Here is a 25479-nt window from a genome sequence, read left to right as displayed (position 1 = left end):
AGGCAGGCCGAGGCGCGGCGGCGAGTCAGCGCAGCGCCCCGATGGCGGAAGTTGCCGTGCCGAGCGCGCTGCGGAAGGCAGCCGGCCGGTAGGTTTCGGGCGCAGCAACGGCGGCATAGGCGCGGTTGATATCACTGCGGATCCCGGCCGCCGCCCCTACCGTTACGCGGCCATCGCGAACCAGCGCGTTCAGCAGCGTGTCGACCGCCATCACGGCCTGGACCGATCCGGCGTAGTCGGTGAAGCGCGGGGCCGTGGCCTTGGAAGCGATCGTTGCAATCACCGCATAAGCATCCGCGCTCCCGAAGCTGCGCGCGGCCAGCGCGGATGACAGCGCCCGGGCCCGCGCGCGCAGGGCTTGTGCCGCTTGCTGGGCGCTGGCCCGATCGCGGCCCATTGCGCGGTGGAAGGCGACGCTTGCCGCGTTGAAGTCCTCTCCTGCGCCCGGGGCCAGCGCTCGGCTGACAGCCGAGAGCATGATGATATTCTCGTCGTTGAAGGGCGGGTTGCCGAAGGGAATGGGCCGCCCCGGATTGGTCTCGAAGGTCAGCCTGCGGTTAGGGCCGTCAGTGATCGCGCGGTGGCAGCTGTGGCAGTCGTAGAAATAGAATTCGGGGAACATCCCCTGCATGCCGAAGCGAGGCCGGGCAAAAAGATCGGTCGCGCGGGCCACGGCTTCGGCCTGGCCGACGGCCCACAGGCGCACGCTGTCGGTGCGGCGCTTGCGGCGGGCGTAGTCGGCGTCTTCGTCGTGATGCTGCTGGAGCGAGGAGAAGAGGTCGAGCTCAAAGGAAATGCGCGGATGGCCCGCCGCCATCATCGAATGCGTCACGAACTGTCCGGTCTTCGTGCTGCCGTAATGGCAGTCGAGGCAGATGTTGGCGCGTACTTGCGGGTTCTCCAGCGGGGTCAGCCCGGCGCGCAGGTTGGACGCGTGGCTGGCCGATTTTTCGTAATGGACCTGCAGCCAGCCTTCGGCGGCGCCATGACAGCTTTCGCAGCCAACGCCGTCGCTGGTGTGGAACCGCGCCCCGCGCCGTGATTGGGGCACGTAGGTCGCATGGCATCCGAGGCAAGCCGGCGCCGAGGTGGCCGCGCCGAGCCCCAGCGAGCGCGCAATCTGCTGGCCGCGCCGGCTGGAAAGGACCGAGTAGGCGCGGCTGTGCGCGCCGCTTGCCGAAGAGGGTTCCTGCCAGGTGGCGATTTCGTCCTGGCGCACGACCGCCCCATTGCCTTCCGAGCGCCCGTGGCAGGTCGAACCGGCGCAGGTCGCAACTCCTTCGAAGCGCGCGCCCGCGCCTTGAGCCTTGGCTGATGAGCTGCCGGTTTCGCTCATGGCAGACGCGCCGATCACGAAGGCGACCGCAAGGGCAAGCAGGCGGGTTAACCCGCCCTTGCGTGCGTGCCAGTCACGCTGGCTGCTTCCCATATGTCCTCCCCCAATCGGCCACGTCTCAGGCTATTTCCCGGATCATGACCCCAATGCCCCGTTACCGCGGGGCCACCGGTATTCTGTCAGCTCGCGAGCTTTTCGCTCATCAGGTCCAGCTGTCCCCCGCATCCCTGTTCCGCCAGCGCAACGGCCAGATCCTCGGCGTTGTTCGGCACGGGCGACAAGGTCACGAACTCGACCCGGCGCTTGCCGCCGCCGTCAGGGCCGGACAGATCGTAGGCGCTGCTTGGCGTAAGCGGCAGCTCGTCGGCGCCAAGCGATGCGGTCGCATCGCCTTCGTCGAAGGTCACATGGACATGGAAATCGGACGTGGCCGAGCCGAGCACCCAGGTTTCCTCGCCCTCGGTGTCCGCCCGCCAGAAGGTCACCGTCTCGCCGCCCGGCAGGCACATCTTGCTGTCTTGCGCGGTGACATCGACGTTCCACAGGTTCGGATTGCTCGCCGCAGTCGGTCCTGCACCGCGGACCGCCCCGGTGCGCACCCGTGCGCCCGATCCTTGGCGTGTCAGCATCGCAAAGGCGGTCCGTTTGCTGGCGCCGCGCGCTCCGACCCGGTGGGTCCCCGCCCCGCGGATCACCCGCGTCCCGCTGTCCGTAAGGACGGTTACGCTGTCCCCTTCCCTGAGCGTGATGCTCGAGGCATCGTTGAGCTTCTTGCCGACAGGGAAATCAGCCGCGGAAGGTCCGCTGGACTTGACCACCACGCCCGCAAGGACGGGCGCGCTCCCCATGAATCCGAATGCCGCGATCGCCATCGCCGCGCCCTTAACAACCGTCTTAACCGAGGACATAGGCCCCTCCATCACCCGAATTCTGAATCCGATATAGCAGATTTTCCAGCGCCTTGTCAGCCGGATGGCGGCTGATCACGTCGCGCACGATGTCCACAGCGGTAGCATTGCCAACCGCCGCAAGCTTGTATGCTCGCGCCAGCAGATCCCGATCCTCCTTGGGGAAATCGGGTGCCGGCTCCATCAGCTCGACTGGTTTTGCCCGTCCGCGCAGTATGACGCAGCCCATCGGCCGCCACCAGTCTAGCCCCGAACGATCGGCAAACTCGCGGCTCGCCATCACACTGGAATCGAGCGCCTTGTTTGCCGCCTCAAGCCGGGCTGCGGTGTTCATGCTGTCTCCAAGCGCGGTGTACTGGATGCGGTTGTCGCCGCCGAAATTGCCGACCACCGCTTCACCGAAATGCAGCCCGACGCGCGTTTTGCCGATCTTGGGCAGGTTCGGATCCATCGCCGCGACCTCTTCGCGGAACGCTTCGCCTGCCTGCCACAAGGCGTACCCGCAACTGGCAGCGCGTTCGCCATCATCCGGCCGCGCGATCGGAGCGCCCCAGAAAGCCACCACGGCATCGCCGACGAATTTGTCGATCACGCCGCCATGCTCGAGCACGACGTCGGAAAGCATGTCGAGATACCGGTTGAGCAGCTTGGCGACCATCTCCGGCGGGATCGCGTGGCTCATCTTGGTGAAACCCTCGAGATCGGAGAAAAGGACGTAGAGTTCCTTCTTCTCACCGTGGAGCGAGAGCAGCTGCGGGTGCTCGAGAATTTCCTCGGCCATTTCCCGGGGCAGGTATTTGCCCAGCGCGCCTTGCGCGAAATTGCGCTGCACCGCGCCGCTGGCCCTGGCCGCGGAAACGACAGCGGAAAAGGCGATAATCCACCCCAACAGCCATCCGGCAGCCGGCACGCCGAGCGTATCCACGCCTTGCCATTCCATCACGAAGGGCACGCCGATGAAGGTGGCGAATTGCGCGACGAGCAGGACGTAGATGCGCCAGCTGCCCCATTCCAGCAGACCCGTAAGGACTGCCGTCACGACCACGAGCATTGCCATGACCCACAGGGTCGGGTCAGCTACCCGGCCCCGCCGGTCTTCGTCGAGCATCTGCGCGATCATGTCGGCATGGACGCGCAGCCCCGGCGGGTTCTCGCCGATCACCGATGAGAAGGTCGTCTGGACGCGGTCGTAGTCGATGATGTCGCCACCGATGAGGACATAGCGCCCTTCGATCTGCTCTTGCAGCATGGCGCGCACCTCGGGGATCGCCATCAGGTCCGCGTCGAGGAAATTGTCGATCTGAAGGGTGACGTACATCGGCTCGCCTTCGAAGGCGGGGTGCCGATAGCGCAGCGTGCCCTCATAGCCGGGAAAGGTCTTTTCCTCTTCGCCTGCGTCGGCCAGCATCGCTCGGCCGAGAACCGGCGGCAGGCCGGGCTCGATGCTCGGCCAGCGCCGCGTCACGCCGTGCGTGTTATCGAGCCGGATACTGGCAGGCCGCGCGTTGCTGCCTTCGAGCTGGGCGAGGAACTCTTCGAGATAGACCTGTTGGTCGTAGACGATGTCGTTCTCGTTCGTCGCGAAATTGGCGTAGCCAACCGAAACAGGCGTCTCCATCGCGCGCAGTGTCTCGATCAGCTCGGCATCCTCGTCCTGCGGCTGGTCGAACAGGATATCGATCCCGATAGCCTTGGGCTCCATCTGGTCGATCACGCGCAGGGCCTCGGCAAGCATGCCCCGGTCGAGCGGGGAGCGCTTGCGTGCGGCGATCAGCGTCTGGTCATCATAGACGACCATGGTGATGCGATCGTCCTGCTCGATCCGCTCGGCCAGCAGCGAGCTGCGCAGATCGTAGAGCGCCCGCTCGGCATCGCCCGTGCCCGGCGTTTTCAAATCGACGTGTTCGGCGCCCTCGGTCCGGATGTCTTCCGGCACGAATTCGGCGGGGATATCCCAACTGAAGCGCGCGATGAGGACCGCGATCACGATGAGGACTGCAGTGAGCGCAAGACGACGCGGCCCGGCCTCGCGCACATTGCGCCAGCCGCGAATCAGCAGAGTGTCGTCCTTGCCTTCGCCCAATCCCGCCCCCTCCGCGGTGTATCGAGCGACCCGATTTTCGTCGTCTTATGCGTCGGTTCTAGAGCAGCGGCGCTTGGCCGCAACCCCGTTTACCTCGTCTCCCGCCTTAGCGGCCGCCCTGTTCGCTCATGGTCGGCTGGCCGGGAGGGACATCCTCTTCCTTCCACGCCAGCACCGGCTTCCTCGCCGCAAGCGTCTCGTCGAGGCGGCGGCGCGGAGCGTAATGCGGGGCGGTCTTGAGGCTTTCATCGCCCGCCTTGGCCCGTCCCGCCACGCTGCGCAGAGCGGTGATGAACTGGTCGAGCGCGGCCTTGCTCTCGGTCTCGGTCGGTTCGACCAGCATTGCGCCGTGCACCACCAGCGGGAAGTACATGGTCATCGGGTGGTAGCCTTCGTCGATCAGCCCCTTGGCAAGGTCGAGCGTCGAAAGCCCTTCTGCAAAACCCTTATCGCTGAACAGGGCTTCATGCATGCACGGGCCGCTGTGGCCGAAGGGCGCATCGAGCACGTCCTCGAGGCTACGCAGGACGTAGTTGGCGTTTAGCACGGCGTCTTCCGCGACCTGCTTGAGGCCGTCCGCGCCGTGGCTGAGGATATAGGCGAGCGCGCGGGTGAACATGCCCATCTGGCCGTGGAACGCCGTCATGCGCCCGAAGTGCTGGAGCGGTCCGCCGAAGTGTTCCTCGGCGAAGCTGACCGCGTCTTCTTCCTCGACAAGGTGGACCACCCCGTCCTCGGTCCGCGCCGTGTAGGGCAGCGGCCCGAAAGGCGCGAGCGCTTCGGACAGGACCACGGGGCCGGAACCCGGACCGCCGCCACCGTGCGGGGTGGAGAAGGTCTTGTGGAGGTTGATGTGCATCGCATCGACACCGAGGTCGCCGGGGCGGACCTTGCCGACGATGGCGTTAAAGTTCGCGCCGTCGCAATAGACGAAGCCGCCGGCCTCGTGGACCGCGTCGGATATCGCCTTCAGGTCGCGCTCGAACAGGCCGAGCGTCGAGGGGTTGGTGATCATCACGCCAGCAACATCGGGGCCGAGGCGGGCCTTCAGCGCGTCGAGATCGACGCGGCCATCCGAATTGGCGGGAATGTCCTCGATCTCGTAGCCGGCGAAGGCCGCGGTAGCCGGATTGGTGCCATGCGCGCTTTCGGGGACGAGGATGACCTTGCGCGCATCGCCGCGCGCCTCGAGCGCGGCGCGGATGCACAGGATGCCGCACAACTCGCCATGCGCGCCCGCCTTGGGGCTCATCGCGACGCTGTGCATGCCGGTCAGCTTGACCAGCCAGAAGGCGAGTTCGTTCACGACTTCCAGCGCGCCGCGCACCGTGTCGACCGGCTGCAGCGGGTGCACATCGGCAAAGCCGGGCATGCGCGCGACCTTCTCGTTGAGGCGCGGGTTGTGCTTCATGGTGCACGAGCCGAGCGGGAAGAGGCCGAGGTCGATCGCATAATTCTGACGGCTGAGGCGCGTGTAATGGCGCACCGTTTCCGGTTCGGTAAGGCCCGGAAGGCCGATCTCGTCCGTGCGTGAGAAGGCGCCGAGGCGGCTCGTAGTCTCGCTCATCGGCGTCGGCGGCGTGGGCTGTTCGACGCCCGCAAGGTCCAGCTTGCCTGCGAATTCGAAGTCCACGCCGGTCGTGTCGGTGGAACCGATCTCGAAGATCAGCGGCTCTTCGAGCATGAGCGCGCGGTTGCCGGTCGCCGTATCGGGACCGTGCATGGCGTTGTGGCCTTCGACGGGCGTGCCGGGCTTCCAGCCGGATGCGTTGGGCGCGTTCATGCCAGCACCTCCTCAAGCGCGGAGGCAAGGGTTTCGATGTCCTCCTCGGTGGTCGTTTCGGTCACGGCGACGAGCAGGCCGTTCGACAGCCCCTCGTTGCCAGGGAACAGGCGGCCGAGCGAGACGCCGGCCAGCACGTTCTGCTTCGTGAGGTCGCGCACGATCTGGCGTGCATCGCCGTCGAGCAGGACGGTAAACTCGTTGAAGAAGGCCTCGTTCAGCAGCTTCACGCCCGGCACCTTTGCAAGGCGATCGGCAGCGAGGCAGGCCAGGCGGTGGTTCTCCGTCGCGAGGGCGCGCAGGCCCTTTTCCCCGAGCAGCGTCATGTGGACGCTGAAGGCAAGCGCGCAGAGGCCCGAATTGGTGCAGATGTTCGAGGTCGCCTTCTCGCGGCGGATGTGCTGCTCGCGGGTGGAAAGCGTCAGCACGAAACCGCGCTTGCCCTCCGCGTCCACGGTTTCGCCGCACAGTCGGCCTGGCATCATGCGGACGTGCTTTTCATCGCGCACGGCGAAGAGCCCCAGGTACGGCCCGCCGAAATTGAGGCCCACGCCGATCGACTGGCCTTCGCCGACGACGATATCCGCGCCCAGTTCGCCCGGCGATTTGATCGCGCCCAGCGCCACGGGTTCGGTGTTCACCGCGATCAGCAGCGCGCCCTTCTCATGCGCGGCGTCCGCGATACGGGCGAGGTCGGGCAGGCGGCCGAGGATATCGGGATACTGGACGACGACGCAACTCGTGTCCTCGTCGATCCGGGCGATGAGGCCATCGTCATCGGGCGCCGGAGTCAGGCTGGGCGGAGCGCTGGCGATCTCGTCCTCGGTGAACTTGGCCATAGTCTTCACGACCTCGGCGTAGTGCGGGTGCAGCGCGCCCGAGAGCACGACCTTGCGCTTCTTCCCGCGCGCGACGCGGCTCGCCATCGCCACCGCTTCCCAGCAGGCGGTCGAGCCATCGTACATGCTCGCATTCGCCACCGCGCAGCCATAGAGCCGCGCGACTTGCGTCTGGAATTCGAACAGCATCTGCAGCGTGCCCTGCGCGATTTCCGGCTGGTAGGGCGTGTAGGCGGTCAGGAACTCGCCGCGCTGGATGATGTGGTCGACACTGGCCGGAACATGATGCTTGTAGGCCCCTGCGCCAAGGAAGAACGCCGCGTCTGCTGCCGCAAGGTTCTTCTTCGAGAGCCGCCGCATGTGCTTTTCGACCGCCATTTCGGATGCGTGCATCGGCAGGCCCTCGATCGGGCCGGAGAGCCGCGCTTCTTCGGGCACATCGACGAAGAGCGAGTCGATATCGGCAGCGCCGATCACGTCGAGCATCGCCGAACGGTCGGTATCGGTCAGGGGTAGGTAACGCATGTCAGTCCCTTATTGCCCGCCGCGCGGGCGTCAGCGGGTCAAAGCCCGTCGCAGAAGCTCTTGTAGGCGGCCGCGTCCATCAGACCTTCGAACTGCGACTTGTCGCCAATGGTCATCTTGAAGAACCAGCCGTTCTCTTCGGGCGAGGTGTTCACGAGCGCCGGATCATCTTCCAGCGCGTCGTTGGTTTCCATGATCTCGCCGCTGATCGGCGCGTAGACGTCGCTTGCCGCCTTGACGCTTTCGACGACAGCAGCGTCCTTGCCCTTGTCGATCACGGTGCCGACGTCGGGCAGCTCGACGAAGACGATATCGCCCAGCTGTTCCTGCGCGTAATCGGTGATGCCGACAGTGGCGAGGTCACCCTCGACGTCGATCCACTCGTGCTCATCGGTGAAGTAACGGGCCATATCGATCATTTCCCTCTGTGATAACGGTGGGGGACGAAGGGCAGCGATGCGACCTTCGCCGGCAGTCTCTTGTTACGAACCTCGACTTCGAGTTCGGTTCCCTCTTTGGCGAGGCCGGTGTCGACGTAACCCATCGCAATGGGCCGCTCGAGCGTGGGAGAAAAGCCGCCCGAGGTGATGCGGCCGACCTGCTTGTCGCCCGAATAGATGAGCGCGCCTTCGCGGGCGGGCATGCGGCCTTCGATGGCAAGACCGACACGCTTTTGCGCCGGGCCGTCCTCCAGCACCTTCATGACCTTCTCATGGCCCATCCAGCCGCCTTCCTCGCGGCGACGCTTGGTCAGCGCAAAGCCCAGGTCGGCGGAGACCGGATCGGTTTCGGTGGTGATGTCGTGGCCGTAGAGCGGCAGCCCCGCTTCGAGGCGCAGGCTGTCGCGCGCGCCAAGCCCGATGGGGCGGACTTCGATTTCCGCGCACAGGCGATCGGCGAGGCTTTCGGCGAATTCGGCAGGGACCGAGATCTCGAAGCCATCTTCACCGGTGTAGCCGGAGCGCGTGATGCGGAGCGGCCATTCGCCGAAATCGTGAGTGACGCTTTCCATGAAGACCATGTCGTCGATGACGTTGCGCATCACGCGGTTCAGCGCGGTGGCCGCGTTGGGCCCCTGAAGCGCGACCAGCGCATGCTCGTCCATGTGGGTGAGCGTGACGGCGTCGTCGAGATGCTCGCGCAAATGGGCGATGTCGTCCCACTTGGTCGCACCGTTGACGACGAGGTAGTAGGCGGGTTCGCCCCAATGGCCCTCGGTACCGGCTTCTTCGTCGCCGTCGATCCAGGGCGTGGCGTTGGTGACCATGAGGTCGTCGAGGATGCCGCCCTCTTCGTCGATCAGCAGCGAATAGCGAACCTTGCCGGGCTTCAGCGAAGCAATCGCGCCGGGCAGGAGCTTTTCCAGTTCCTCGGCCGCCGTTTCGCCCGTGACCATCAGCTGGCCCATATGGCTGACATCAAACAGGCCGGCCTGCGAACGGGTCCAGCCGTGTTCGGTCACGATGCCTTCGTACTGGATGGGCATGTGGTAGCCGGCAAAGGGCACCATGCGTGCGCCCTTCTTGCGGTGCCACGCATCGAGCGGCAGCGTTTCAATTTCGACAATCTGGTCTTCGGTATCGTCGCTCAAGTCCCGTCCTTCGCAAGCATGGGCGCGCCCCTTCCGGTGCGCGGTATGAACCCATGCCCCCTCTGTCGGGAAACCTGAGAGACTGACGCGCAGATGAGCGCGCTTACCCCTTCGGTGGCCACCCGAACCCGGGGGCGCTTTCCAGAGTGTCGATGGCCCGCACGGTCCGCTTAGCCTGAGAGTTTCCGGGGCGGTTGCTCCTTCGGCGCCGGATGGACGCCGCCACCCGGTCTCTCCCGTGCGCGCCTGCTGCAGAATCGCCCCTGCAGCCGACGGGAAATGCCCTGCGCGATTGTGCGCTTGCGGTCAATTCCCCGAAGGGAGGTTATTCGGCCGGATTGCCCGGTTTTTCCATGGCACGGCGCACCAGCGCGATTTCCTCTGGCGCAAAGCCGCCCTCATCGGGTGCCGTGCGATCAGGAACGGCTGTCACGAAATAGGCAAAGCCGTTGCCGGTTTCGGTATCGACCCAAAGCCCTGACCGCAGGCCATAGGCTTCGCCGGCATGGCCGGTGTAGACCGTTCCGTCACCGCTCAACACATCCTCGCATCCGGGGATGCCGGTCTGGATGACCTGCATGCCGAGACCATAGAAGCAGAAGAACTCCTGCCCCCTGTTGCGTCCATCGTATCCGGCAACGCGGATGTAGTCGGGCAGCTTGGCGAGGAAATCACTTCGCGCACCGCCCAGGACCTGCCCGATCTTCGCAAGGTCGACCATCCCGATCCGCAGCCCGCCTTGCGGCGAGAAAATCGAGGCGTTGGTGCCCGGCGCATAGCCATCGAGCGAACAGGCGACGCCGTCTGCAACCGGGAAGGCGCAATGGGGCGGACGGTCGGCGACATCGTCGCGCGCGACTTCGCCCGTGCTGCGGTAGAGCACCACCGCACGGCCGGTCTGTTTGGGCGAGCAGCCGATCCAGTTGAAGCAGGCTTCGATACCCAGCGGCGCGAAGACCGTGCGTTCGACCAGACGGTCATAGCGCTCGCCGCTCGCCGCTTCGAGCACGGTTGCCACGAGAGGGGAGCCGAGGTTCGCGTATTCGAACGGCGCTTCGCCCGGAGGCGCATCGGTGTACCAGGCGGCCGGGTCCGCCAGCTTTGCCTCAAGGCTCTCGCCAAGCGGGATGACGTAGCCTGCATCGTCGCGAAGGGCAGCGCGGTGCATGAGGATGTGCTTCAGTGTGACCGGCGCTTGCGGGAAAGCCGGGTGACGAACCTTCCAACCAAGATAGTTCGAGACATCCGTGTCGAGCTCCAGCTTGCCCTCCTCCACGAGGCGCAGGGCAGCAAGGGCCATGACCAGCTTCGAGATACTAGCCACACGCACCGGATCGTCGGCGTTGGTGGCTCGTCCGGTTTCGCGGTCGGCGACCCCTTCCACAGCCAGCGGCGTGACGCTTTCGCGATCGAAGGCCACCACGACGGCAGCCGGGCTAACGACGGGTATGGAGGGCGGGGGCTCAGGCATGCTGGCGCATCCGGCAAGCGCAAGGGCGGCGGCGAAGGGGGCAATACGCATGGCAGTGGGATGCCCGCCGCGCAGGCACCGTGTCAATCAACCCCAATTGAGCCAGATGAGATAGCAGGCCGAGAGCACAATCCACGCCCCGCCCGCCGTCTTCAGCCGCCGCGCGCCCAGCCACAGGGCAATCGGCCGCGCGAGGAAGGCGCCCAGCATCGCGCCGGGCGCGGCCAGGAGGATCACCTCCCATTGCACCGTGCCGGCTTCAACGTGCCAGACCAGCCCCGCGATGCAGCTGACGGCAGAGATCACGCAGGCGGTGCCCACGCACAGCACCATGGGGTAGTGGCGCAGGAACAGGTAGAAGGCGACCAGCTCGCCGATCCCCACCGAAAACAGCGCGGTGATCGCCCCGCCGGGAACCGCAATCAACAGCAACACGACAAGGTCGACGCGGGCCAGATGGTCCCGCTCGGGCGCGGCGCGGTTGATAGTCCAGGTCGCCGCGATGAGCGCGAGCCCCAGAACGATCGAGAACGTCTTGTAGCCCAGCAGCACCGCCTGCGCGTCGAACACGATAAGCCGCTGCGTCGCCAGCATGGCGGGTAGCGAGACGGCAAGGACGGCAAGGGACACGAGCCAGTAATCGCCACTGCGTGTGCGCGCTTCGAGATCGGCCGGGTCGTGCTGGTGGTAAAGCCGGTCGGTCCAGCGCAGCGCGCCGAGGCTCATGCCGAAGGCCTGGATGCCCATCGAGACGGCAACCACCTGCAACGGGTCGAGCGCCATGGTATCGAGTTCGCGCAGGGCGTTGAAGACCGGCACGAAGACCACGCCGCCGCCTGTCCCGCTGGCGTTGGCAATGATCGCGCCGACCACGCCGACCCCAGGCAGGAACCACAGCCGTTCAAGCAAGGCGCCGTCATGGGGTACCAGCCACCAGAGCGCCGCATAAGCAATGAGGAGCAGCGCCCCGCCCACCAGGGCAAGGCGCGAACTATGCGCCAGCGTCGGCTGGACGCGGTTCAGTCGAGATTGGGGCGCAGCCATCGTTCGGCGGTCGCCATATCGACCCCGCGCCGCCGCGCATAGTCTTCAAGCTGGTCGCGTCCGATGCGCGCGACGCCGAAGTATTCTGCTTCCGGATGCCCGAAATAAAAGCCGCTGACCGCCGCGGTGGGATACATCGCAAAGTTCTCAGTCAGGGTGAGACCGGCGTTCGTCGGCGCATCGAGCAAGTCGAACAGGATCGGCTTGAGGCTGTGATCGGGGCATGCCGGATAGCCGGGCGCCGGTCGAATACCGCGGTACTCCTCCTTGATCAGCGCCTCGTTGGTCAGCTGCTCCTGCGGCGCATACCCCCACAGATCGGTGCGCACGTGCTGGTGCAGACGCTCGGCAAAGGCTTCCGCAAAGCGGTCGGCCAACGCCTTCAGGAGGATGTCCGAATAGTCGTCCTTGTCCTCAAGGAAGGCCTTCGAATGCTCCTCGATCCCGTGAATTCCGACCGCGAAGCCGCCGATCCAGTCACCCGCCGGATCGATGAAATCGGCAAGGCACATATTCGCCCGGTCGCGCGATTTCTTCACCTGCTGGCGAAGGAAGGGCAGGACCGTGTGGGTCTCGCCCTCGGCATCATGGATCGTGACATCGTCGCCATCGCGCGCGCAGGGCCAGAAACCCGCAACACCGCGCGCCGTAAGCCATTTTTCGCCAATGATCCGGTCGAGCATGGCGTCCGCATCGGCCTTCAACTGGCGCGCGGTTTCGCCCACCACCTCGTCGTCGAGGATGCGCGGATAGGTCCCGTGCAGTTCCCAGGCGCGGAAGAACGGCGTCCAGTCGATATAATCGCGCAGGTCCGCCAGCGACCAGTCTTCGTAGACGTGGAGGCCCGGTTTCAGCGGCGGCGCGGCCTTGTCGGAGAGGTAGGCGTCGAAGAAGTTCGCCCGCGCTTCCTCGAGGCTGAGGAGCACGCTCTGCGCCTTCCCCTCGCGCGCCTCGCGCACTTTCACATATTCGCTCGCAGTGCTCTCGACGAATTCGTCGCGCTGGGTGTCGGACAGCAGGCGGCTCGCCACGCCGACCGCACGGCTTGCGTCGAGCACGTGGATCACCGGGCCATCGTAGGCCGGATCGATACGTAGCGCGGTGTGCACCTTGCTGGTCGTCGCGCCGCCGATCAGCAGCGGCATGGTCATGCCCGCCGTTTTCATTTCCTCGGCAACGGTGACCATCTCGTCGAGCGACGGGGTGATCAGGCCCGACAGGCCGATCATGTCGGCCTCGTTCTCGTTCGCCGCCTCGAGGATCTTGGACCAGGGGACCATCACGCCGAGGTCGACCACCTCGTAGCCGTTGCACTGCAGGACCACGCCGACGATGTTCTTGCCGATATCGTGCACATCGCCCTTCACCGTGGCCATGATGATCGTGCCCTTGGCCCTGGCGCCCTCTTCCTTTTCCGCCTCGATGAAGGGGATGAGATGGGCGACCGCCTTCTTCATCACGCGGGCGGATTTCACCACCTGCGGCAGGAACATCTTGCCGCTGCCGAACAGGTCACCGACCACGTTCATGCCATCCATCAGCGGCCCTTCGATGACTTCGATGGGGCGCGAGAAGGCCTGCCGCGCCTCTTCAGTATCGGCGACGACATGGGCATCGATGCCCTTCACCAGCGCGTGCTCCAGCCGCCGCTCGACCGGCCAGCCGCGCCATTCCTCGGCCGCCTTCTCGTCGGCAGCGGACTTGCCCTTGTAGCTTTCCGCTAGGTCGATCAGCCGCTCGGTCGCATCCGCGCGGCGCATCAGGATCACGTCTTCGCAGGCTTCGCGCAGCGCCGGGTCGATCGTGTCGTAGACGTCGAGCTGGCCTGCGTTGACGATCGCCATGTCGAGCCCTGCTGGGATCGCGTGGTAGAGGAATACCGAGTGCATCGCGCGGCGCACGGTTTCGTTGCCGCGGAAGCTGAACGACAGGTTCGACAAACCGCCGCTGGTCTTGGCGTAGGGGCAGGCCTGCTTGATTTCGCGCACCGCCTCGATGAAATCGAGCCCGTAGCGGTCATGCTCCTCGATCCCCGTCGCAACTGCGAAGATGTTGGGATCGAAGATGATGTCTTCGGGCGGGAAGCCGATACCGGTCAGCAGGGTGTAGGCGCGGGTGCAGATTTCGACCTTGCGCTCTTTCGTGTCGGCCTGACCGACCTCGTCGAAGGCCATGACTACGGCCGCCGCGCCATAATCCATGCATTTGCGGGCATGGGCGAGGAATTCCTCCTCCCCTTCCTTCATGCTGATCGAATTGACGATCGGCTTGCCCGATACGCATTTGAGACCCGCCTCGATCACCTCCCACTTGGAACTGTCGATCATAACCGGGACGCGCGCGATGTCCGGCTCGGCGGCGATCAGCTTGAGGAAGGTCGTCATCGCCTTCTCGGCGTCGAGCAGGCCTTCGTCCATGTTGACGTCGATCACCTGCGCGCCGTTTTCGACCTGCTGGCGCGCGACTTCCACGGCAGTGTCGTAATCGTCCGCCATGATCAGCTTCTTGAACCGGGCCGAACCGGTCACATTGGTGCGTTCGCCAATGTTTACGAAGCGGGCGGTCGTCAGGTCGTTCATGTCAGGCGAAAGGGGTCAGGCCGCGTGCCAGGACGACATCGTCGTAAAGCGTGCCGCCCACGTCGAACTTGCGGGTGCCGATCTGCTTGAAGCCCTGCTTGGTGTAGAACGCGATGGCGCGGCTGTTGTCTTCCTTCACGCCGAGCAGCAGCCGCTTGAAGCCATAAGCGCCGTCCACTGCGGCCTGGAAAAGGTCGCGGGCGATGCCGGTGCCGTGGAATTGCGAAAGGAGGTAGATCTTCTTCAATTCGATATCGCCGGTCTGGGCGGCATCGAGATCCGGCTTGGTCAGCAGGGCGTAGCCGATCGGCGCGCCGTTCAATTCCGCCAGCCAGGCCCGCGCCCCGCTCTCGATCAGCGCGGCGAGATGGCCCGCGTCGTGCTCCTTGACGCAATGCGCGACCAGAGCATCCCCTGAGATCGTACCAGCGAAGGTTTCCAAGAAGGTAGCGTTGGCAACAAGCGAGAGGCGGGCAGCGTCAGCGGCGGTGGCAGTCCGGATCTGGGCTTGGTCGGTCATGGGTTAACTCACGCAGCGATGGAGAAGGCTTCGAGACCGGCAAGGCGCATCTCGGGGGCGGGGTCGGGAAGGATGCGCGGGGCAAGACCGGCAACCGCTTCAGACATGGCGGCGATATGCGCCGGCGTCGAGCCGCAACAGCCGCCCAGCGCGTTCACGCGGCCGTTTTCCGCCCAGACACGCGTCAGGGCGGCGGTGGTTGCAGGTTGTTCGTCGTATTCGCCAAGGTCGTTGGGAAGCCCGGCGTTGGGATAGGCCAGCAGGTAGCTGTCGGCGATGTCGGAGAGGATCTGCACATGCGGGCGCAGCTGCTCGGCTCCGAAGCTGCAGTTGAGCCCGATGGTCAGCGGCCTTGCGTGCCGGACCGTATGCCAGAACGCCTCGACCGTGTGCCCCGACAGGTTGCGACCCGAAAGGTCGGTGAGGGTCAGCGAGATCATCAGAGGGATGTCGCGCTCCAGCTCGCGTTCGAGCTGCTTGACCGCCATGATCGCGGCCTTGCAATTAAGCGTGTCGAACACGGTTTCGACCAGGATGAAATCGGCCCCTCCCTCGATCAGGGCGCGGCACTGCTCGACATAGACATCGACGATCTCGTCGAAGGTCACTTCGCGAAAACCGGGGTCTTCCACATCGGGCGACAGCGACAGCGTCTTGTTGGTCGGACCGACCGCGCCGGCGACGAAGCGGGCAACGCCGTCATCGCGCGCATCGACGGCCTCACGGATGATCCGCGCGGCGGCCACATTCATCTCGTGGACCAGCCCCTCTGCGCCGTAATCCGCCTGGCTGATACGGTTGGCGTTGAAGGTGTTGGTCGCAAGGATATGCGCGCCGGCATCGATATAGCTGTCGCAGATCGCGCGGATGACCTGCGGCTGCGTCAGATTGACGAGGTCGTTGTTGCCCTTCTGGTCCTGCGGCAGGCCGGTATCCCCGGCGTAGTCTTCCGGCGCCAGCTTGGCGCGCTGGATCTCGGTCCCGTAGGGCCCGTCCTTGATCAGGATGCGCTCGGCGGCAGCCGCCTTGAACTCGTCACGCTTGGTCATGGGGTCCCCTTCGGACGCAGGCCCAGCATGTGGCAGATGGCGTAGCTCAGCTCGGCGCGGTTCAGCGTGTAAAAATGGAACTGGCGCACACCGCCCGCATAGAGGCGGCGGCACAATTCGGCGGCGATCGTGGCGCTGACCAGCTGGCGCGCCTCGGGACGGTCGTCGAGCCCGTCGAATAGCCCCTCCATCCAGTCGGGTATTGCCGTGCCGCACAGCGTGCTCATGCGCTGGACGGCGGCGAAACTCAGCACCGGCATGATGCCGGGTACGATCTCGCCCTTGATACCCGCAGCAGCCGCCTTGTCGCGAAACTCGAAGAAGCATTGCGGATCGAAGAAGAACTGCGTGATCGCCCGCGTCGCGCCGGCATCGAACTTGGCCTTGAGGTTGGCAATGTCCGCCTGTGCGTCGGGCGAATCCGGATGCACTTCCGGATAAGCGGCAACCGAAATCTCGAAATCGGCGACCTGCTTGAGGCCGGCAATCAGCTCGACCGCGTTGGCATAGCCGCCCGGATGCGGCGTGTAATGCGAATGTCCGTCGGGCGGATCGCCGCGCAGGGCGACGATGTGGCGAATGCCCTCTTCCCAATAGTGCCGGGCGACCTCGTCCACCTCTTCGCGCGTCGCTTCTACGCAGGTCAGGTGGGCCGCGGCCGGGATCCTGGCCTCGTTCTGGATGCGCACGACCTGGCTATGGGTCCGCTCGCGCGTCGATCCGCCAGCACCATAGGTCACGCTGGCAAAGCGCGGGCCGAGCGGGGCGAGCGTTTCGACGCTGTGCCACAGCGTTTCGTTCATCTTGGCGTTCTTCGGCGGAAAGAATTCGAAGCTCACCTCGATATCGCCGGGCAGGCCGGAGAAGAGCGGCGCATCCAATGCCCGCTGGGCTTCGCGCATCTGGTCGATCGTGGGGCTCACGAAACTGCCTTCCTGTCCTGTGCGCTGCGCTGCGCGATCCAAATCTTCACCACGAGCTCGCCGTCTTCCAGCGCGACCGGGACACCGGCTTCGAAGCCGTTTTCGGCCAGCAGCTGGGCCATCTGGTGGTCTTCGAAACCAAGGCGCGCATGGGCGTGGCGGTCGCGCAATTCCTCGCGCTGGTGGGCGGCGAAATCGACGATCGCAATGCGCCCGCCTTCGCGGGTCACGCGCGCAGCCTCGGCCAGCGCGGCCGAGGGGGCCTGCGCGAAATGCAGGACCTGGTGGAACAGCACAGTGTCGAAGCTCGCCGGCGCGAAGGGCAAGGAGGTGAAATCGCCCTGCACCAGCTCGACCCGCTCGGTCGGCAAATGCTGCAGCTTGGCGCGCGCGATGCGCAGCATGGCGAGGCTCTTGTCGAGTGCCACGATCCGCTCCGCGCGCTCGGCAAAGAGTTCTGCCATGCGGCCCGTCCCCGTGCCAATGTCCAGCAGGCGTCCCAGCGCTTCATCTCCAAGCGCCCGGGCCAGCGCTTTCTCCACCGCTTCATCGGACGAGTGGAGGCGCCGCAGCTCGTCCCAGTCGTGCGCGTGCTCGGAGAAATAGGCCTGCGCCTCGCTTTCGCGGTGCTGGCGTATCTCGGCCAGCTTGCGGCGATCCTGCTCGCATTCCTGCGCGAATTGCGGATCGGCGGCCTCGGCCTCGACCAGCAGGCCGGCAATCGAGGCGCTGAGCGGCGGAGCTTCGCTCGAATTGGCGCAGGCGCGCAGGAAGACCCAGCTTCCCTCGCGGCGGCGTTCGGCAAGGCCGGCATCGCACAGGATGCCGATATGGCGCGAAACGCGCGGCTGGCTCTGCCCGAGAACCTGCGCCACTTCGCCTACCGCAAGCTCCATCGATCCCAACAGCCGCATGATCCTGAGGCGGGTGGGGTCGGCAAGGGCGCGGAAGAGGCTCTCGGTGCGCATGATGACCTGAGGATATAAAGGTATTTTTATATCTGTAAATCGAAGCTCGCCTTGACCGGCCAATAGTGCCGCTTGCGCGACCAAAATTCCGATCCAAACCCAATCTTTACCAATGGGCGGGAAACTGGCGCGGTCATGGCCCGCCTTCCATCCGATCATGCAGCCGAACGCGAGCGGTTCGTCGAGGACCTGCTCGCCATCATGACGCAGGAAGAGAAGATCGGTCAACTGGTCCTCCAGCCCTCGCCCGACGCCGGTGATAGCGGCGATGTCCGCCATATCCGGGACCAGTTGCGGCGCGGCCAGCTCTGCGGCCTCCTGGAGAACGGATCGCCGGGTGACCTCGCCAATTTGCAGCGGATAGCGATCGAGGAAACGCGCCTCGGCATTCCCTTGCTGGTCGCCGCCCCCGTGGCGCGCGGGACCGAGCTTGTCATGCCGAGCCCCTTTGCCCTCGCTTCGACCTGGGAGCCCTCGCTTGCCGACCGTTCGGCGCGCATCGTGTCGAGCGAAGCGCGCCACACGGGCCGCAACTGGCTGCTGGGACCTGACGTTGCCCTCAGCGTCTCGCCAAAGGACAAGTATCTTGCCTCGAGTTGGGGCGCGTCCGCGCGCCTTGCCCAGAGCCTGGCCTCGGCCACGGTTCGCGGGCTCGAACACCGGGACGAGGGCGGAGGCAGCGCCCTTGCCTGCCTGCGGGTCGACGATCCCTCCTGGACCGGACGCCACAGCGCCCGCCGGTTGGACGAAAAGCTGCGGCTCGTGGCCGGCGTCTTGCGCGAAGCGTCCCCGGCCAGCGTCGCGCTCGATGCCGTTACGCAGGATGCGTTCGACCTTCGCAACGTACCGGAGGACCCAAAATTCGCGGTCGGTGGCCCGGGAGGCTTCGAAGGTATCGATCTGGCAGAATGGGCCGAGATTGCCCGCCTTGCCGGCCAGGACCTGGGCGAAGCACCCTATGTGGGCCTGTCGGTCGGTGCGGTGGACGCCGCCGTAAAGGACGGGCGCATTCCGACCCTCATGCTTGACGACGCCGTTCGCAGGGTGCTCGGCGCAAAATACGACCTTGGCCTCTTCCGCAGCGAAGGTCCCGTGGAAGACGCACAGCCGGCGCCGCCCAAGCAGCGCGGCCGTACGGTTGCGCTCGACGCCGCGCGGCACGCCATCGTGCTGCTGCGCAACGATCCCGCCCTCCTCCCGCTCACCGTGGATTCGGGCGAGATACTGATCGTCGGCCTTGCGGCGGGCGACCGGCGTCTGCCGATGGGCGACAGCGAGGCTGAAGGGACCAGCCTGATCGACGGGCTCGAAGCGCTCGGGCTGGCGCACAAATACGTGCCCGGCCTTGCCCTGCGCCAGGATCGCCGCGCCGGCTCCGCCGACCGCCTCGTGAACGCCGACCGCATGGCGATCGGCATGGCCAGCGAAGCGGCGCGCCGGTCGCGTACGGTCATCGTCGCCCTCGGCGAGATCCGCGAGCTGGGCGAGGCGCAGCGAACGCTGCTGGAATCGCTCCGTGCCGCGAATGCGAACATCATTCTGGTCACCCTCGGCACCTACCCGCTCGATCCCGAAGTCAGCGGCGCGAAACTGCCGTGCGTGCTCCACGCCGGTCAGCTGGGGACCATGTCGGGCCATGCGCTTGCCGAAGTTCTCACCGGCGAATTCGCCCCGCGGGGCCGCTTGCCGATCGCGCTAGCCGACAAGGGGACCGCCGGCCTCTCGCTGGGGCATGGCCTGGGCTATTCCGATTTCGCGCTTGGCGAGACCGCGCTCGAACTCAGCCACGACCGGCTGGTTCTGAGCACTGTCTTGCACAATGTGGGCGAGCGCGAAGGCACCGAGACGGTCCAGCTCTACGTGCGTCGCCCCGAAGGACGCGGCTACGGGCCGCGCGAGCTTGCCGACTTCCAGCGGCTGTCGCTCGTTGCCGGTGAGAGCCGCCGGCTGCTGTTCGAGATCGGCGGCAACCACCTGGGCGAATTCGCGCGCGATGGCAGCTTTGCTATCCGTCCCGGCACCTACGAGCTCGGCGTCGGCCTCAGCGAGGAGCGCGCCAGCCCCCTGGAGATCGCCGTACCGCAGGCGGTTGCCGAAGCCATGGCCCGCGCCCGCTCGGGCGAACCGCTTCCGGGGCTCTTTGGGAAACTGCGCAGCGTCGGCTAGTCCGCGCCGCTTAGAACGCCTGGCGAAGCGTTTCGCCCATTTCGGCGGTCACGCGCTCGAGCGCATCGCGCGCCATCACGGTCACGACCGATCCTCCGAAACCGGCACCTGTCATCCGGGCACCGCCCTGCACTCCAATGGCTTCCTGTAGCCGCTCGACGAGAGCATCGACAGCCGGGACGGACACTTCGAACTGGTCCCTAAGCGATATGTGCCCTTCGGCCAGCAAGCTGCCAAAGCGCTCCAGGTCACCGCTGCGCAGCGCATCGGCAGCAGCCGCGGTGCGCGCGATTTCGCTGATCACGTGCGCCGCTCGCATCGCCTCAAGATGCGGGAGATTTGCAGCATCGAGCGCCTCCATGGTCGCATCGCGCAAGCTTTCGACGCCGAGCGCGCGCGCCGCGTTCTCGCACTGCGCGCGGCGTGCGTTGTATTCGCCGTCGACCAGCCCGCGGGTCACGCCGCTGTCGGCGACCGCCACGCTCCAGCCCTCGGGCACAGGGACGAGCGTGTAGGAGAGGTCCCGGCAGTCGAGCAGCATGGCGTGTCCGGGCTGGCCAGCCGCAACCGCCATCTGGTCCATGATGCCGCACGCGACCCCGGCCCAGCCATGCTCGGTCCGCTGCGCTGCCTTGGCAAGCGCGACCGGATCCGCATCGGTCCCGGCGGCTGCGGCCAAAGCGCGCCCGGTCGCGATGCAGAGCGAGGCGGAGGACGACAGGCCCGATCCGCGGGGCAGGTCGCCGGTGATCACGATCCTCAGGCCGCCTGCAGGAATACCGGCTTCGGCCACCATCCCGCGCACATAGGACGTCCAGCCGACGCTTTCCGGTCGTGCGGGTGTGGCCGCATCGAAGCGGTCCTCTTCCCCGAAATCGGCCGCGACAGCCTCGATATCGCCGCCCTCGGTGCGCGACCAGGCAATCGCCGTCCCCTCGCGCACCGGCATGGGAAGGACGAGCCCGTCGTTATAGTCGACGTGCTCGCCGATCAGATTGACCCGCCCGGGCGCGAAAACCGTGCCTTCGGCGGCCTCTCCGAACCGTTCCGCGAAAAGCGCGGCGGCTTTGTCTCTCAGGGCCTCGCTCATGCCTTCGCCTCCCGGATGCGCTGAGCGGCCGCTTCGGGCGTGAGGTCGCGCTGCGTTTCGGCCATCAGTTCGTAGCCAACCATATGCTTGCGGATTTCCGCAGAGCGCAGGAGCGGCGGGAAGAAATGCGCGTGGAGCCGCCAGTGTGCGCAGTCCGGGCCAAGCGAATGCGGCGCGCCGTGCCAACCCATCGAATAGGGAAAATCAGTGTCGAACAGCGCATCATAGGCGGGCAGCAGCTTGCCGAGGACGTCCGCCAGCGCATCGCGTGCGCCGGGTGACAGATCTTCCAGCCGCGCCACAGGGTCCCTTGCGATCAGCAGGGTCTCGAAGGGCCAGGCCGCCCAGTGCGGGACTACCGCCAGCCAATGCGCGTTGCTGGCGACAACGCGCTCGCCGCTGGCGTCTTCGGCAGCGATGACATCGGCCAGAAGATCGCCCTCATGACCGCGCTGGCAGCCCTCCTCGCGCTCGACCAGCGTGGGCACGAAATCGCTCGCCCAGACCTGCCCATGCGGATGCGGGGAAGACGCGCCCATCATCGCGCCCTTGTTCTCGAAAATCTGCACATAGCCCCACCGCTGGCCCAGCTCTGCCGACAGGTCGCACCAGGTCTCGACCACCGCGCGGCGCGCCGGTCCGTCCATGCGGGCGAGCGTCGCGGAATGGTCGGGCGCGTAGCAGATCACCCGCGCTTCGCCCGACACCGGCGCTTCCTCGAACAGACCGTCAGAAGAGGTGCCCTCTGGCTCCATCAGAAGGGCGGGAAAATCGTTGGGGAAGACCCAGGTTCCCGCGTAGTCGGGATTGGGCGCACCGCCGACGCGCTCGTTGCGCGGGCACAGGTAGCAGTCTGGATCGTGCGCAGGGCGCGCAGCCGGATCGGCCTTCTTGACCTCCCCCTGCCAGGGACGGCCCATGCGCTGGGGCGAGACCAGAACCCAGTCTCCGGTCAGCAGGTTCTTGCGCCGATGGGGAGCCGATGTGGTCATGCCATTGCCTTCAGGTGGAAGATGGCGGCCCCTTCGGCCGGGATGGCGGGAAGCGCAAGGCCCGCGTTCGCAAGCCAACTGCCCGAAACGGTTGCAGGCTCCTCGCGCATGGCTTTGAGGGCCGCGCCGTCGCCGGCGGCAAGCACATGGCGCGAGCCCGTGGTCTCCAGCAAGCGCACCGACCAGTCGCGATCCTCAGCAAAGGGCAGGCGCAGGGGCGGGGAGCGGCGCTGCGCAGGATGGCTCTTGCGAATGACCCAGAGGAGGTATTCGTCCCCCGAGCCCTGCGCCTGCCAGGCCAGCCCGTCGACACCCTCGCCCACGAGCGTCTTCCCCCCGTGGACAAGGCCGCGCCAGCGCTTGGCGAAATCCAGCCACTCAGCGAGGCGGGCACGATCCTTTTCAGCCATGGCCTCGGGGTCGAGCTCGACACCGAAATGGCCCTGCGCGGCGATCGCTGCGCGAAAGTCGAGCGTCTGGGTGCGCCCGGTCGCATGGCTCGGGCTGGCTCCGACATGGGCGCCCATCACCTCGGGCGGCATGAAGGCAAGGAAACCGCGCTGCATATCGAGGCGAGACAGCGCATCGATATTGTCACTGGTCCAGAAGCGGTGGGTATGGCGCAAGATGCCGGCATCGATCCGTCCGCCGCCGGCCGAACAGCTCTCGATCTCGACCGCCGGATGCGCGGCGCGCAGCCGCTCGAACAGCGCGTAAGCCCCGCGCACCTGCTCTGCTCCGCCCGATGGCGCGTGCGGGCGGTTGTGGTCCCATTTGAGGTAGCTGATCGGCACCTCGCGCAGCAGCGCGTCGAGGCAGTTAAAAAGGTACTCGCGCACCTCCTCGCGCCGCAGGTCGAGCACGAGCTGGTTGCGCGCGGTCGGCCTGTCACGCCCCTCAAGCGCAAGCACCCAGTCGGGATGCGCGCGGTAGAGGTCGCTGTCGGGATTGACCATTTCGGGCTCCACCCAGAGGCCGAATTCCAGCCCCAGCGCCTGCACCCTCTCCGCCAGCGGTCGTAAGCCGCGCGGGTACTTTTTCGGATCGGGCGTCCAGTCGCCCAGCCCAGCGTTGTCCCAGTTGCGGCCCCTGAACCAGCCGTCGTCGAGGATGAACCGTTCCGCGCCGAGATCCGCCGCTGCCTTTGCGAGCCGGGCGATACGCTCCTCGTCATGCGCGAAGTAGCACGCCTCCCAGCTGTTGAGATGAACGGGGCGCGGGAGCATCGCGCCTCCGGGCCACGCAATCAGGCTGCGCATCATCGCGTGTTGAAAAGCCATCGCGCCGTTGCGGCCATGGTTCGAGATAGCGACATAGGCGGGCGGCGCGGCGAAGCTCTCGCCGGGCTCCAGGCGGATTTCGCCGGGCGCGAGCAGCGCCTCGCCCATCAGCACATAGCCGCCCTCGTCATCGGGCTCGATCCCCAGCCGCGTGTCGCCCGACCAGCCGAACTGGACAGCGAGCACCTCGCCCGCGTCCCAGCCTGCGCCCTCGCCCAGCACGTAACATCCCGGCGGACCGCCGTGCCCGGTGATCCCGAGCCGGCTTTCGCGGTGCCAACCCTGGCTTGGCATGGGTTCGCGGCACTCGGCGAACTCGGCGTTGTGCCGCCCGCGCCAGGACAGGATTTCAGCCGAGGTGGAAGGAAGCGGGATCGCGAGGCTGGCCAGCCGGTCGAGAAGGATCGGAGCCTCGCCGGAATTGGATACGCGGATTTCGATCACCAGCCCGCCCGCAAGATCTGCGAACCGCACATCGAGAGCAAGCCCACACACGCTGTCGCTCAGGGTGAAGGCAAGAGCGTCATCCGCCTCCTCGACTTCGAACGCGTCGAAATGGACGGGTAGCGCCATGCCAGATGCATCGCGGCAGGCCAATGCCTCCTCTCCAAACCATCCCAGCCCCCGGGTCGGCACGAGCGATAGAGGCTGGTCGCGCTCCAGCGAGAAAGTGGTCGAGCCGCGCGTGTCCCTCAGCGGCGCCATCGCCACGGTCTCGACGCGCGCACCCAGGTGCCGCCACAGCGGCGCCCCGCCCTTGTCGATTTCGAGGACGAGGCTCCATTCCTCGCCGTGGAGCGCGGCCAGCCTCATGCCTTGGACGCCAGCTCGTCCCCGCGGAACAGCGCCAGGCCGATGAACTCAGCCTTGCAGCCCAGCACCAGCCGGTTGAACGCCAGCGCCGCCAGCACCGAGGTGACGAGCGTGATGACCATGAAGTCGATGTAGTGCATCGCGATGATGCCCATCGGCTCGAGCCAGAAGGTGAAGGTGCCGTAGAGCGCCACGCCCCAGACCACGCCCGCAATCGCCGAAATTGCCGACACGTTGCGGAAGAACAGGCCGGCGATGAAGGCCGACAGGATCGGCATGGATGAAAGGCCGTTCAGCTGCTGCAGCAGGTTGATGATGCTTTCAGCCGACTGGTACATCGGCACCAGCATGACCGCGAGTACGGTCGCCAGCGTGCTCATCACCGCGCCCAGCTTCCAGTGGTTCTTCACCTTGCCCAGGAACTGCTCGTGGAAATCGACCGAATAGAGCGCGACCGTCGAGTTCAGCACCGCGCTGAAGGTGGTGATGACCGCTGCGGCCACCATGGCGGCAAAGGCGCCCGACAGCCAGCTCGGCAGCACTTCCGCAACGAGCCGGCCATAGGCCGCATCGCCCACGTCCCCGAACAGCTTGTAGGCCACGACGCCCGGAATGACGACGATCGGCGGCACGATCAGAATACGCACGGCGGCGGCGGCAAAAACGCCCTTCTGCGCCTCCTTGACGGTGGGCGCGGCCATCGCCTTCTGGGTGATGTTCTGGTTGGTCGACCAGTAGAAGATCTGGATGAAGGCCATGCCGGTGAACAGCGTGTGGAAGGGGATCGGGCTGTCCGATGCCCCGACCATGCTGAGCCGCTCAGCAGGGACGCCGGTCACGATGTCCCAGTCGACCGCCGCCAGCGCGAGGAAGACGATCACCAGCGCCAGGAACAGGATGCCAATGCCGGAGAAGGTATCCATCACGGCCACCGCCCTCAGCCCGCCGAAGATCGTGTAGGCGGCACCGACCAGCGCAAGCCCGATCGAAAAACCGATCAGCGGGATGCCGCTGCCGAACAGCGATTGCAGGAACAGCCCGCCCGAATAGAGCGCGGCCGGAAGGTAGATGAGAATATTCCCGGCCAGGAACAGGCCCGAAATGAGCGTGCGGATCGAGCGCCCGTCGTAGCGGCGCTCAAGCAGCTCGGTCACCGTGGTGCAATTGTAGCGGTAGTAGAGCGGCACGAAGACGAAGGCCAAGGCCATCAGCCCGACAAAGCCGGCAATTTCCCACCAGGCGAGCAGCAGCATCTGGTTGCCATTCATGCCCACGAGCTGGTCGGTCGAGAGGTTCGTCAGCGTGATCGAACCGGCGACGAAGAACCACGAAAGCCCCTTGCCGCCGAGGTAGACGTCCTTGTCCGACCCGTCATGCGACGCGCCGCGAACCTTCCACCAGGTCAGCAGGCCGACGAGCGCCGTAAGGCCGACAAACACGCCGACCTGAACCAGGCTGCCAAATTGCGCTGTGTCCCCGAACAAGTATCCCTCCCCGAATTCCGCTGGCATCCATCGCA

Annotated in this window: 19 protein-coding genes and 1 riboswitch; of the genes, 1 reads left to right on the top strand and 18 read right to left on the bottom strand. The window is 66.0% G+C overall.

The annotated features are described in order from the left end of the window. Positions 1 to 25: 25 nt before the first annotated feature. The 14 genes from KUV82_RS03425 to KUV82_RS03360 form a co-directional block, all read right to left on the bottom strand. Positions 26 to 1429, bottom strand: coding sequence for a multiheme c-type cytochrome (locus KUV82_RS03425; protein ID WP_375541235.1), 1404 nt, complete (start codon positions 1427 to 1429; stop codon positions 26 to 28). An 86-nt stretch (positions 1430 to 1515) separates the two neighbouring features. Beyond that, positions 1516 to 2208 carry a hypothetical protein gene (locus tag KUV82_RS03420; protein ID WP_219955499.1) on the bottom strand — a complete coding sequence of 231 codons (693 nt, stop codon included), beginning with the start codon at positions 2206 to 2208 and terminating at the stop codon, positions 1516 to 1518. Positions 2209 to 2230: 22 nt separating this feature from the next. Beyond that, on the bottom strand, positions 2231 to 4327 hold the full coding sequence (locus KUV82_RS03415) for an adenylate/guanylate cyclase domain-containing protein (RefSeq protein ID WP_219955498.1): 2097 nt from the start codon (positions 4325 to 4327) through the stop codon (positions 2231 to 2233). Between the two features lie 106 nt (positions 4328 to 4433). After that, positions 4434 to 6050: an aminomethyl-transferring glycine dehydrogenase subunit GcvPB gene (gcvPB, locus tag KUV82_RS03410; protein ID WP_258319877.1), complete on the bottom strand. Its 1617-nt coding sequence runs from the start codon at positions 6048 to 6050 to the stop codon at positions 4434 to 4436. 56 nt (positions 6051 to 6106) lie between these two features. Continuing rightward, positions 6107 to 7474 carry an aminomethyl-transferring glycine dehydrogenase subunit GcvPA gene (gene gcvPA / locus KUV82_RS03405; RefSeq protein ID WP_219955496.1) on the bottom strand — a complete coding sequence of 456 codons (1368 nt, stop codon included), beginning with the start codon at positions 7472 to 7474 and terminating at the stop codon, positions 6107 to 6109. Positions 7475 to 7512: 38 nt separating this feature from the next. Further along, positions 7513 to 7884 carry a glycine cleavage system protein GcvH gene (gene gcvH / locus KUV82_RS03400; RefSeq protein WP_219956195.1) on the bottom strand — a complete coding sequence of 124 codons (372 nt, stop codon included), beginning with the start codon at positions 7882 to 7884 and terminating at the stop codon, positions 7513 to 7515. Positions 7885 to 7889: 5 nt separating this feature from the next. After that, positions 7890 to 9065, bottom strand: a complete 1176-nt coding sequence (gene gcvT, locus KUV82_RS03395; RefSeq protein ID WP_219955495.1) for a glycine cleavage system aminomethyltransferase GcvT — start codon at positions 9063 to 9065, stop codon at positions 7890 to 7892. A gap of 152 nt (positions 9066 to 9217) precedes the next feature. Beyond that, a riboswitch (glycine riboswitch) is annotated at positions 9218 to 9314 on the bottom strand. Positions 9315 to 9390: 76 nt separating this feature from the next. Further along, positions 9391 to 10587, bottom strand: coding sequence for a serine hydrolase domain-containing protein (locus KUV82_RS03390; RefSeq protein WP_219955494.1), 1197 nt, complete (start codon positions 10585 to 10587; stop codon positions 9391 to 9393). Positions 10588 to 10623: 36 nt separating this feature from the next. Then, positions 10624 to 11580: a sulfite exporter TauE/SafE family protein gene (locus KUV82_RS03385; protein WP_219955493.1), complete on the bottom strand. Its 957-nt coding sequence runs from the start codon at positions 11578 to 11580 to the stop codon at positions 10624 to 10626. Continuing rightward, positions 11556 to 14159 (bottom strand): methionine synthase, encoded by a 2604-nt coding sequence (gene metH, locus KUV82_RS03380; protein ID WP_219955492.1) that lies wholly within the window; start codon positions 14157 to 14159, stop codon positions 11556 to 11558. Before metH ends, KUV82_RS03385 begins: the two co-directional genes overlap by 25 nt. A gap of 1 nt (position 14160) precedes the next feature. Next, entirely contained in the window at positions 14161 to 14679 is a 519-nt protein-coding gene (locus KUV82_RS03375; protein ID WP_219955491.1) for a GNAT family N-acetyltransferase, read from the bottom strand. An 8-nt stretch (positions 14680 to 14687) separates the two neighbouring features. Beyond that, positions 14688 to 15728, bottom strand: coding sequence for a homocysteine S-methyltransferase family protein (locus tag KUV82_RS03370; RefSeq protein ID WP_219955490.1), 1041 nt, complete (start codon positions 15726 to 15728; stop codon positions 14688 to 14690). Further along, a complete protein-coding gene (gene metF, locus KUV82_RS03365; protein WP_375541248.1) occupies positions 15725 to 16630 on the bottom strand; it encodes a methylenetetrahydrofolate reductase [NAD(P)H] in 906 nt (301 codons plus the stop codon). Before metF ends, KUV82_RS03370 begins: the two co-directional genes overlap by 4 nt. Before the next feature lie 17 nt (positions 16631 to 16647). Next, entirely contained in the window at positions 16648 to 17619 is a 972-nt protein-coding gene (locus KUV82_RS03360) for an ArsR/SmtB family transcription factor (protein WP_219955488.1), read from the bottom strand. Positions 17620 to 17754: 135 nt separating this feature from the next. Here KUV82_RS03360 and KUV82_RS03355 point away from each other — a divergent pair, with 135 nt between their 5' ends. Next, the gene (locus KUV82_RS03355) at positions 17755 to 19785 is read left to right on the top strand and encodes a glycoside hydrolase family 3 C-terminal domain-containing protein (protein WP_219955487.1); all 2031 of its coding nucleotides are present in this window, start codon (positions 17755 to 17757) and stop codon (positions 19783 to 19785) included. A 10-nt stretch (positions 19786 to 19795) separates the two neighbouring features. Here the strand turns inward: KUV82_RS03355 and galK are convergent, their stop codons facing one another. Genes galK through KUV82_RS03335 form a run of 4 tightly spaced genes read right to left on the bottom strand, consistent with a single transcriptional unit; the run spans position 19796 to position 25444 of the window. Further along, positions 19796 to 20875 carry a galactokinase gene (gene galK / locus KUV82_RS03350; RefSeq protein WP_219955486.1) on the bottom strand — a complete coding sequence of 360 codons (1080 nt, stop codon included), beginning with the start codon at positions 20873 to 20875 and terminating at the stop codon, positions 19796 to 19798. Further along, entirely contained in the window at positions 20872 to 21867 is a 996-nt protein-coding gene (locus KUV82_RS03345; RefSeq protein WP_219955485.1) for a UDP-glucose--hexose-1-phosphate uridylyltransferase, read from the bottom strand. Before KUV82_RS03345 ends, galK begins: the two co-directional genes overlap by 4 nt. Beyond that, positions 21864 to 23960 carry an alpha-galactosidase gene (locus KUV82_RS03340; RefSeq protein ID WP_219955484.1) on the bottom strand — a complete coding sequence of 699 codons (2097 nt, stop codon included), beginning with the start codon at positions 23958 to 23960 and terminating at the stop codon, positions 21864 to 21866. Before KUV82_RS03340 ends, KUV82_RS03345 begins: the two co-directional genes overlap by 4 nt. After that, the gene (locus KUV82_RS03335) at positions 23957 to 25444 is read right to left on the bottom strand and encodes a sodium:solute symporter family transporter (RefSeq protein WP_258319830.1); all 1488 of its coding nucleotides are present in this window, start codon (positions 25442 to 25444) and stop codon (positions 23957 to 23959) included. The genes KUV82_RS03340 and KUV82_RS03335 overlap by 4 nt, the downstream gene beginning before the upstream one ends. Positions 25445 to 25479: the final 35 nt, after the last annotated feature.

This window comes from Qipengyuania flava (assembly GCF_019448255.1).
In the GTDB taxonomy this organism is placed as follows: Bacteria; Pseudomonadota; Alphaproteobacteria; order Sphingomonadales; family Sphingomonadaceae; genus Qipengyuania; species Qipengyuania flava_A.
The sequence above is the reverse complement of the archived record's forward strand: the minus strand, read 5'-3'. Positions and strand labels throughout refer to the sequence as shown.